The sequence below is a fragment of the Rhizobacter sp. P3_C12 genome (assembly GCF_056402735.1).
On sequence record NZ_JBFUGW010000048.1, the window covers coordinates 20312 to 30482 of the forward strand.

8 protein-coding genes are annotated in these 10171 nt (G+C 67.0%); 6 read left to right on the forward strand and 2 right to left on the reverse strand.

Annotated features, from left to right (window positions below; genetic code table 11):
- Positions 1 to 141: 141 nt before the first annotated feature.
- Positions 142 to 951, forward strand: a complete 810-nt coding sequence (locus AC1DXV_RS10515) for a substrate-binding domain-containing protein (protein ID WP_477933484.1) — start codon at positions 142 to 144, stop codon at positions 949 to 951.
- Positions 952 to 964: 13 nt separating this feature from the next.
- Positions 965 to 1534, forward strand: a complete 570-nt coding sequence (locus AC1DXV_RS10520; RefSeq protein ID WP_477869124.1) for an MOSC domain-containing protein — start codon at positions 965 to 967, stop codon at positions 1532 to 1534.
- Positions 1535 to 1551: 17 nt separating this feature from the next.
- Here AC1DXV_RS10520 and AC1DXV_RS10525 read toward each other — a convergent pair whose 3' ends face one another.
- Complete coding sequence (locus tag AC1DXV_RS10525; RefSeq protein WP_477869116.1) at positions 1552 to 2604, reverse strand: AbrB family transcriptional regulator; 1053 nt, start codon at positions 2602 to 2604, stop codon at positions 1552 to 1554.
- Positions 2605 to 2640: 36 nt separating this feature from the next.
- On the reverse strand, positions 2641 to 3648 hold the full coding sequence (locus AC1DXV_RS10530; RefSeq protein WP_477869118.1) for a zinc-binding alcohol dehydrogenase family protein: 1008 nt from the start codon (positions 3646 to 3648) through the stop codon (positions 2641 to 2643).
- Between the two features lie 167 nt (positions 3649 to 3815).
- On the opposite strand from AC1DXV_RS10530, the gene AC1DXV_RS10535 reads away from it, so the two are divergent.
- The 4 genes from AC1DXV_RS10535 (at position 3816) to AC1DXV_RS10550 (ending at position 9994) form a co-directional block, all read left to right on the forward strand.
- Positions 3816 to 4658 (forward strand): 23S rRNA (adenine(2030)-N(6))-methyltransferase RlmJ, encoded by an 843-nt coding sequence (locus tag AC1DXV_RS10535; protein WP_477869120.1) that lies wholly within the window; start codon positions 3816 to 3818, stop codon positions 4656 to 4658.
- 325 nt (positions 4659 to 4983) lie between these two features.
- Positions 4984 to 8217 carry a glycoside hydrolase family 3 N-terminal domain-containing protein gene (locus tag AC1DXV_RS10540; RefSeq protein ID WP_477933486.1) on the forward strand — a complete coding sequence of 1078 codons (3234 nt, stop codon included), beginning with the start codon at positions 4984 to 4986 and terminating at the stop codon, positions 8215 to 8217.
- A gap of 374 nt (positions 8218 to 8591) precedes the next feature.
- The gene (locus AC1DXV_RS10545) at positions 8592 to 9338 is read left to right on the forward strand and encodes a hypothetical protein (protein WP_477933488.1); all 747 of its coding nucleotides are present in this window, start codon (positions 8592 to 8594) and stop codon (positions 9336 to 9338) included.
- A 149-nt stretch (positions 9339 to 9487) separates the two neighbouring features.
- Positions 9488 to 9994: a hypothetical protein gene (locus AC1DXV_RS10550; protein ID WP_477933490.1), complete on the forward strand. Its 507-nt coding sequence runs from the start codon at positions 9488 to 9490 to the stop codon at positions 9992 to 9994.
- Positions 9995 to 10171 lie beyond the last annotated feature (177 nt).

Here is a 10171-nt window from a genome sequence, read left to right on the forward strand (position 1 = left end):
GGGATCATGCAAATTGCGAATGGCAACATGCAAAGCAGTTGTGACTTTTTCGGCGGTTCTGCGCGGCGGCTGGCCGGGCGGCACGGCGGCTGTTCCCGCTGTTGCATGGCCGTTTCTGCGCCCGCTTAAGATCGTCGGATGATGCGACGACGCCTCCTCCTCTCCCTCGCGGCCGCCAGCGGCCTGGCCGCTTCCTTCACCGCCCGTGCGGCCCAGCGCAAGTCGCTGGCGGATCCGCTGCTGATGGGCGTCGAGCAGGCGATGCTCGACTCCGGCCTCGGCCAGGCCTTCCAGAAGGGCTTCGGCCGCGACACCGGTGTCGCGGTGCAGATCTCGGGCGGCCAGAGCGCCACGCTGATCCAGGCGCTCGAGCGCGGCGAGATCGACATGGCGATGACGAATGCGCCGGAGCTTGAGATGCAGCTCGAGAAGCAGGGCCTGGCGCACGACCGCCACCGCGTTGCGCTCGGCGACTACGTGCTGATCGGCCCGGTCGAAGGCAAGGGCAAGAAGGCCAAGGACCCGGCCGGCGTGCTCGGCGGCAAGGACATCGGCATCGCGCTGATGAGCATCGCGAACGCGCAGGCGCGCTTCCTCGGCAACAACAACGGCAGCGGCGCGGCGCTGGCCGAGTTGCCGCTGTGGCGCGCGTCGAAGGTGGCGCCGGTCGCACCCTGGTACGTGCCCGCGGACCCGAAGAGTTCGATCATCGCGCAGGCCGCGGCGCAGAACGCGTACGCGGTGGTGGAGCGCGGTGTCTGGCTGAGCCACACGACCAAGCCGCTCGCGATCGTCGTCGAAGGCGATCCGCTGCTGGCGACCGAGGTCCACGTGATGCGCTCGTTCCGCGTCAACCACCCGGCGGCCAAGCTGTTCACGGCCTGGGTGTCCGGCCCGCAGGGTCGCCGCGTCGCGGCCAGCGTGCGTGGCTGGCGTGCGCCCGCCGGCTGAGTTGCCGGTGACGATGCGCCTGCTCAGCGTCAACGCCGCCCGCGCGAGCGAGCGCCTGATCGACGGCCGGCCGGTGCTCACCGCCATCGGCAAGCAACCGGTCGACGGCCCGGTCGCGGCGCAGCTGATGGGGCTGGACGGCGACGAGCAGGCCGACCTCAGCGTGCACGGCGGCCTGGGCAAGGCGGTGTACGCCTACCCGAGCGAGCACTACCCGTTCTGGCAGACGGTGCGCGCGCAGGCGCAGGCGGCCGGCTGGAACGAGCCGCTGCCGCACGGTTCGATCGGCGAGAACCTGACGCTCGCCGGCATGCTCGAAGACCAGGCGTGGATCGGCGACGTGCTGCGCTTTCCCGATTGCGAGCTCGCGGTCAGCGAGCCGCGCTTTCCGTGCTTCAAGTTCAATGCGGCGATGGGCTTCAACCAGGCCGCGAAGATGATGGCGTCGAGCGCCTGGTGCGGCTTCTACCTGTCGGTGCGCTCGCCCGGCACGCTGCGCGCCGGACAGGCCTTCGAGCTGGTGCCGGGGCCGCGCGAGGTCGGGATTCCCGAGCTGTTCCGTGCCCGCATGAAGAAGGGCTGAAGAGCCGGGCTGGGGGCTCAAGCCCTCGGCGCCGACCAGCGGAACATCGGCGATGCCAGCAGCACCACCGCCGCCATCCGCGTGACGTGGAAGGCCGTCACCACCGGCACGCCCAGCTCCAGCACCTTGGCCGTCAGGCACATCTCGGCGATGCCGCCGGGCGAGGTGCCGAGCAGCACGGTGGCCGGATGCAGGCCGCTGAACTGCGCGACGCCGAGCGCGAAGCCTGCTGACAGCGCGATCATCACCAGCGTGCCCGCCCCCACGCTGAGCAGCCAGCGCGGCGCCGTGTGCAGGAAGGCCGGCGTGAAGCGCGTGCCGAGCGCGACGCCGATGAAGAGCTGGCCGAGGTTGGTCATCCACTTCGGCACGGCCGACAGCTCGACGCCGGTGGCGGTGAGCCCGAACGCGACGAACAGCGGGCCCAGCACCCACGGGTTCGAGACGCCGCGCCAGCGCAGGAAGGCGCCGCCGGCGGCCGTCATCGCGATCAGCTGCAGCAGCCCGTGCCACTCGACGACCTGCGGGCCGGGCAGCGTCGGGTCGAGCCCGTGCAGCCCGGCGAACTGGAAGCCGAACGGGATCGTCAGCACGACCAGCAGGATGCGCAGCGAATGCGCGCTTGCGACCAGGTCCATGCGCCCGCCGTAGCGCTCGGCGAGCACCGCCATCTCGGAGGCGCCGCCGATCGCGCTCGCGAAGAACAGCGTCGGCCGGTCGAGCGCCATCGCGGCATTGGCGCGCGCCAGGTAGAGGCCGAAGCCGGCGCCGAGCAGCAGCGCCCACGCGATGCCGACGAGGATCACCGCCCAGTGGCTCGCGACGATGCCCACCACCTGCGGCGTGAAGTACAGCCCGAGCACGGTGCCGATGGCCCACTGGCCGGCGTTGCGCAGCGGCGTGGCGGCCGCGAGCGGCAGGCCGGCCATGCAGCCGATCGCGGTCGCGATCAGCGGGCCGATCATCCATGGCAGCGGGGTGTGCAGCAGCAGGCACAGGCCGGCGGCCGCGGCGCCGGCGAGGAGGGTCAGGGCAAGGCGGGCCGGGCGCCGCGCGAGGAATTCAGGCACCCGGCGATGCTAGCCGCAGGGGCTGTCAACGCGCTTTCAGAACCCTTCCAGAACCACCTTGCCGCGCGCCTTGCCGCTCTCGATGAAGGCATGGGCGCGCTTCAGGTTGGCGGCGTTGATCGTGCCGAAGTGCTCGCCGAGCGTGCTGCGCAGCCGGCCGGCGTCGATCAGCCGGGCGACCTCGTCGAGCAGCTCGTGCTGCTTGTGCATGTCGGCGGTCTGCATCATCGGCCGCGTGAACATCAGCTCCCAGTGCAACGACAGGCTCTTGCGCTTCATCGGCATCACGTCGAGCGGTTCCTTGAAGTCGTCGATCAGCGCGAGCTTGCCCTGTGGCGCGAGCGCTTCGACGATCTGCTGGAAGTAGGTGGGCGTGTGCGTGAGCCCGGCCACTGCGCTGACCTGCGGCACGCCGGCGGCCTGCAGTTGCGGCAGCAGCGGCTGATGGTGGTCGATCACGTGGTGCGCGCCGAGTTCGCGCAGCCAGGCTTGCGTCTCGGGGCGCGACGCGGTGCCGATCACCGTCAGCTTCGTCAGCCGGCGCGCGAGTTGCGTCAGGATGGAGCCGACGCCACCGGCCGCGCCGATGATCAGCAGCGCGCCTTCGGTGTCGGCCGTGGCGCCGAGGCGGTCGAACAGCAGTTCCCACGCGGTGATCGCGGTCAGCGGCAGCGCGGCGGCCTGCGCGACCGGGATCGACGTGGGCGCGTGGCCGACGATGCGCTCATCGACCAACTGCAGCTCGGCATTGCTGCCGGGCCGCGTGATGTCGCCGGCGTACCAGACGCGGTCGCCCGGCTTGAACAGCGTGACCTGCTCGCCCACCGCCTCGACGGTGCCGACGGCATCCCAGCCGATCACCTTCAACTGGCCCTCGGCGGGCGGGCTGCCGGCGCGGATCTTCACGTCGACCGGGTTCACCGACACCGCCTGCACGCGCACCAGCAGGTCGCGGCCGGCGGCAGTGGGTTCGGGCAGCGTGACGTCGAGCAGCGAGTCGGCATCGGCGATCGGCAGGGGGCGGCGGTAGGCAACGGCTTTCATCGGGCGGCTCCGGAAGGGAAGTGGTCAGTCCGGGCACTGTAGGCAGCTTGGCGGAAATTGATAATCCAGTCGCGGGAACTATCACCTTCAAACAGGATTTGAAGCCGAGCGGGATCGAGACTGCGGCGACGACAATACGAGGCTGCCCGTTTTCCAGAAAGCCGCCCATGCTCGCCTACCGCCACGCCTTCCACGCCGGCAACCATGCCGACGTGCTCAAGCACACCGTGCTCGGCATGGTGCTGCGCTACATGAACCAGAAAGAGAAGCCGTACCGCCTGGTCGACACCCACGCCGGTGCCGGCGGCTACTCGCTCGAAGGCCAGTACGCGACGAAGAAGGGCGAGTTCGAGCAGGGCATCGCGCGCCTGTGGGGCCGCGACGACCTGCCCGGCCCGGTGGCCGACTACGTGGCCGCGGTGCGCCAGTTCAACCCCGACGGCAAGCTGCGCCAGTACCCCGGCTCGCCGGCCTTCTCGCAGATGCTGCTGCGCGCGCAGGACCAGCTGCGGCTGTTCGAGCTGCACAACACCGACCACCGCATCCTCGCGTCCTTCCTCGGCGAGACGAAGAACGTCGAGATCTTCAACGCCGACGGCTTCGACGGGCTGAAGGGCCAGGTGCCGCCGTCGAGCCGGCGCGCGGCCATCCTGATGGACCCGAGCTACGAAGGCCACGGCGACTACGGGCGCGTGATCGCCTCGCTGCGCGAAGCGCTGCTGCGCTTCAACGAAGGCGTCTACATGGTCTGGTACCCGCAGGTGCAGAAGCTCGAAGCGGCGCAGCTGCCGCGCCGGCTCGAGGGCCTCGCGCCCAAGGGCTGGCTGCACGTGCGCCTGACGGTGCAGGTGCCCGACTCGCAGGGCTTCGGCCTGGCCGGCAGCGGCATGTTCATCCTGAACCCGCCGTACACGCTGCACGACGAACTGCTCGCCGTGCTGCCGTACCTGGTCGACGTGCTGGGACAGTACGACGACGCGAACTACCTGCTCGAGCAGAAGACGGCTTGAACTGCGCGGCGTCAGTTAAGCGGTAAGTGAGGTTGCAAGCGGTTTCAGCCGAGTTTCACGAAACGCTCGGTAGATTCCCTGACGAGCGCCTTTTTGCTGCGGTGCCGTAGCTGCACCGCCGCAATCCGCGCCAGGGCGCGCGGCTGCTCATGTCGCGCCGTGTCATGTGATGTTTTTCACAGTCTTCGAAGGATCACTTCGGACTTGTCATCGCCTTAACGATTGGTAAACGTCTTCTTGCAAGCGCTTTCAGCCGTGGCTATGCTCGCGCCGCGTTCGCTCGCTCCGCTGAAGCGCACGACATACCCACAAGAGGAGACAAGCCATGATCCGTTCTTCCCGCGCTGCCCTGCATGGGCTCGCTTGGGGCCTTGCGCTCACGCTGGGCGCCTGCGGCGGAGGCGATTCCAACGACAGCCCGGCACCGCCTCCCGTGAGCACCGACATCCCGACCACCCCGCTGCAGGACTGGCCCGCGATCAAGAGCGCGGTGGCCCGTGATGCCGACATCGAGTCGAAGGTCGACGCGCTGCTCGCCAAGATGAGCCTGGAGGAGAAGGTTGGCCAGATGACGCAGGTCGAGATCCAGGGCGTGACGCCGGACGACATCAAGACCTACCACCTGGGCTCGGTGCTGAACGGCGGTGGATCGTTCCCGGGCCAGCACAAGGATGCGCCGGTCGCCGACTGGCTGGCGCTGGCCGATTCGCTGTGGGCCGCGTCGAAGGACCCGGCCAACACGAACCCGATCCCGCTGATCTGGGGCACGGACGCGGTGCACGGCCACAACAACGTGAAGGGCGCGACGCTCTTCCCGCACAACATCGGGCTGGGCGCGACGCGCGACCCGGACCTGCTGCGCCGCATCGGCGAGGTCACCGCGCGCGAAGTGGCGCACACCGGCATCGACTGGGCCTTCGGCCCGACGCTCGCCGTCGTGCGCGACGACCGCTGGGGTCGCACCTACGAAGGCTATTCGGAGGATCCGCTGGTCGTGCAGTCGTACGGCGGCGCGGTGATCCAGGGCCTGCAGGGCACGCTCGCGAAGGACGCGAAGGCCAACGAGAAGGTGGTCGCCACGGCCAAGCACTTCCTGGGCGACGGCGGCACCACCGACGGCAAGGACCAGGGCATCACCGCGGTCACCGAGGCCGACCTGATCAACATCCACGGCCGCGGCTACTACACCGCGCTGCAGGCGGGTGCGCAATCGGTGATGGCCTCGTTCAGCAGCTGGAAGGACGCCTCGAAGGGCGACACCGCGCGCGCCGACAAGATGCACGGCCACAAGTACCTGCTGACCGACGTGCTGAAGACCAAGATGGGCTTCGACGGCTTCGTCGTTTCGGACTGGAACGGCCTCGGCCAGGTCAACGCGACCAACAGCGATTCGACGCGCGCCTGCACCAACGCCGATTGCCCGCAGGCCATCAACGCCGGCATCGACATGGTGATGGTGCCGTACGTCGACGACTGGAAGGCCTTCATCGCCAACACCATCGCGAGCGTGAAGAGCGGCGAGATCCCGCAGGCGCGCATCGACGATGCGGTGCGCCGCATCCTGCGCGTCAAGCTGCGCGCCGGCCTGTTCGACAAGCCGAAGCCGTCGGCGCGCAATGCGAGCAGCGAGGTCGGCACCGCCGAGAACCGCGCGGTGGCGCGCGAGGCGGTGCGCAAATCGCTGGTGCTGCTGAAGAACAACGGCGCCACGCTGCCGCTGGCGCGCAGCGCCAAGGTGCTGGTGGCCGGCAAGAGCGCCGACAGCCTGTCGAACCAGAGCGGCGGCTGGTCGCTCACCTGGCAGGGCACCGACAACGTCAATGCCGACTTCGGCGGCGGCACCACGCTGTGGGCGGCGATCCAGAAGATTGCGCCGAACGCGGTGATCGACACCAGCACCACCGGTGCGCTGGGCAGCGCCGACTACGACGCGGCGATCGTCGTGATCGGCGAGACGCCGTATGCCGAAGGCGTCGGCGACATCGGCAAGACCAAGACGCTGGAGCACGCGAAGCTGCACCCGGAAGACGTCGCGCTGATCGATGCGCTGAAGGCCAAGGGCGTCAAGAAGATCATCACGGTGCTGTACTCGGGCCGCCCGCTGTACGTGAACCGCGAGCTGAACCGCTCGGATGCGTTCGTCGCCGCGTGGCTGCCGGGCACCGAGGGTGACGGCCTGACCGACGTGCTGTTCAAGAAGGACGACGGGGCCGTCAATGCCGACTTCAGCGGCAAACTGTCGTACTCGTGGCCGAAGGCGGCCTGCCAGGTCGCGCTGAACCATGGCGATGCCGGCTACGACCCGCTGTATGCCTTCGGCTACGGCCTGAGCTATGCCGCACCGGGGGCCGACCAGGTGGCGCTCGACGAGGCCACCGTGGCGCAGGGCTGCGGCGTGCCGGCGGGCGGCGGCGGCACCACCGACCAGACGCTGGCGGTGTTCGACGGCGCGAACCAGAGCGGCTTCTCGCTGCGCATCGGCGCACCGTCGAGCTGGAGCGTGCTGGTGGGGTTGTCGTCGGCGACGACTACGTCGACGCCGCAGGGCGAGATCAGTGCGGTGCCGGTCGACGACAAGGACGGCAAGCAGTGGGCGGCTGTCAAGGCGAAGTGGAATGGCGCGGCCGGCCAGCTTTACATGCAGAGCACCAACGACGCCGACAAGCAGGACCTGCAGTCGTACCTGAACTCGAAGGGCTCGCTGGTGTTCGATGCACGCGTCAGCGTGGCGCCGAGCGCGGCGGTGAAGATGCGGGTCGACTGCGGCTACCCGTGCATGGGCGAGATCGACGCGACCAACACCTTCGGCGCGCTGCCGGTGAACACCTGGACGGAGCTGGCGATCCCGCTGCAGTGCTTTGCCGACCAGGGCACCGACTTCACCGCGGTGAACACGCCGTTCCTGCTGTACAGCAGCGGCGGGCAGTTCGAGGTGTCGGTGGCCAATATCCGCTGGGACCCGAAGAACACCGGCAACGTGCCGTGCGCGGGCGGGCCGGCGGTCAACGTGATCGCGGTCAGCGACGACAAGGACCTGTACGTCAACGGCATCAGCGATGCGGCGGCGCTGGCGCCGGCGGGGTCGTGGTCGTACGGCACGGGCAGCGTGACGCTGACGAACGACCTGGTCGACGGCACCGACAAGCTGATCGACGTGGTGTTCAACGGCGTGACCGATGGGGCGGGCAACGGCGGCATCTTCATGTCGGTGCCGGACAACACGCTGATCGATGCGTCGGCGATCGCGGCGACGGGTGGCGTGCAGTTCGAGATCCGGGTGCTCGACTACGGCAACAGCACGCAGGACTTCTGGACCAAGATGGTCTGCGACCGCAAGAGCGAGACCTGCCGCACCGGCGACCTGAAGGACAAGGTGGGTCACCCGGCGCTCAACACCTGGCAGACGGTGAAGATCCCGTTCAGCTCGCCGGACTACGTGGCGAACGGGTTCGATGCTTCGAAGATCACGTCGCCGCTGGAGATGCTGCCGGCGTGGGACGACCAGAAGGGAACCATCCATTTCCAGATCCGCAACCTGCGGATCGTGAAGAACCTCTGACGGAGGTTCTCGATTGCGGCGGTCGCGCGGGCCTGGCGGTCAGCGCGTGACCCTTCAGGGGCGCAACGCGAGTTGCGCCCTTTTTTTGCGCTTGCTTCTGTGCGGCAAAGGCGCGTGCGGGGAGGCTGTGGCTCGCCGGCCGGTGCGGTCTTCGCCCCGGGGGGCGAAGACTGCCCTCCGCTGACTGGTTTCATGGCCCGTCGCCCAAACTCCCGCCACTCACTTCGTTCGTTGTGGTCAAACAGTGGGCGACAGTCAGTTCACGAAGCGTGCTGCGCACGCGGGCCATGAAACCAGCCAGCTCCGGCGCCCCGTCCCTATTGGCGCTCCACAGCCTCCCCGCACGCGCCTTTGCGAGATGCCGTGCTACTTCGATGGAACGCGCAGATGATCTGCTGCCGCACTACACAATGGGCCACATGAAACCATCCACACGCTGGTTCCGCGCGCTGACAGCCGTCTTCGTACTCTCCGTCGTGCTCTTGCTCGCTCTACCAGTTGATTGGGCGATGAGGGAACTGGCGACCATCCCAGCAGTTGGATCATTGGTGGCCGCGCTCTTTCAGATTTTCCGCGAGCAGGCCGCTCTCGAGCGGCAACTGCTGCTACAGCGCGACCAGCAGATGTTTAGCGTCGGGGCGATGTCACACATGGCGAACGTCGCATTCGACAAGCACGTCGCCTTCGCTGAGAAGTACATCGCTGAGGTGCACTCGACCGTCTCAACATTTTTCCGAGAAGGCCCTACCCAAAAGGCGCTAGAACACGCTATCAAATTCGCCGACCTCCGCCAGGAATACGCGGCTTGGCTTCCGACATCCACTGCTATTGGGCTGAAGCCCTTCGAAGATGCAGTCCGTCAGATCGGGGCTCTCAAAGGGTTGGTCAACGATCTCCGCGGAAGCGGGGATCCTGAGCGCCCCAAGGCTTTGAGCGAGATGTATACCGTCTTCCGGAACATGTTGCAATTGACCGGCAGTCTCCCCATCGACGAACAGCCAGAGATGGCGATTGACGTTGTCGTTCAACGCATACGCGAAATCATCGGCGTCGAGCAACTGACCACTCTTCGTCGCAATTTGATAGAACAGGCCATCGCGCAAGCAAAGCGTGGCGCCTGACCCCTCGCTCGAGTTGAAGTCGAACGATGTAGGCCCGTGATTTGCTGCGGTTTCTCGTGCATCGTTGCCAATGCCGCTGAGCCCGCCTTGCCTCGAACGTGAGGGGCTAGTATCAACAGAAGTGCTCTTTCAACAGGCCAAACTTTGATATGGATGCATACCCAACCGCGCTTCTAATTGAGCGACCGCTAATCTATGCATCGCTCTACGATCTGGCCGCTGTAGTGTTCGGAAGTGAAGGGCTGGCGCGGCTCTCGACAGGCGATGATCGTGACGAGTTCGACAAACTGCGCGTACGTCACGAGATCGCTCAGGCAACCAAGCTTCTGATTGAGATTGCTGTTGTCTTGAGAAATCTACTCGACGGAGTCAAATGGCCGATGGATCCCATTCATGAGAATCGGATCGAGAGACGGCCTGCTATTGAGGTAGGAGTCCTTCGCGAGACCGGAAATAGTGAAAGCACTCTGAACTTCCGGGAAGCATGCAACAAGATCATCCATGCGGAGCGAGTCTCTTTTGGAATGACGACACTACCGGAGAAGATGGCGCACCTCAACGGTAAGGTTGAGCTTCACGGGACGAAAGGGCGTCGCTCGTGGACCGCGGAAATTCGACTGGCAGATTTTGTCAGGATGGCGGTGCGTCAACTGTAGGCTGTGCGCGCTCTCTTTCGAAAGCGGAGTGCATCGAGAAGGTGCCTGCCCCGGCATTCCTTCTCCCACCCTAGGAACACAAGCCGCCAGCGTGCTGCGGCCGGGGGCGCGCGGCGGGGCGACTTCTGGGGCGACGGAGAAGATCGGTTTCGGGGGTGGCGTGCGCCAGCGCGCTTC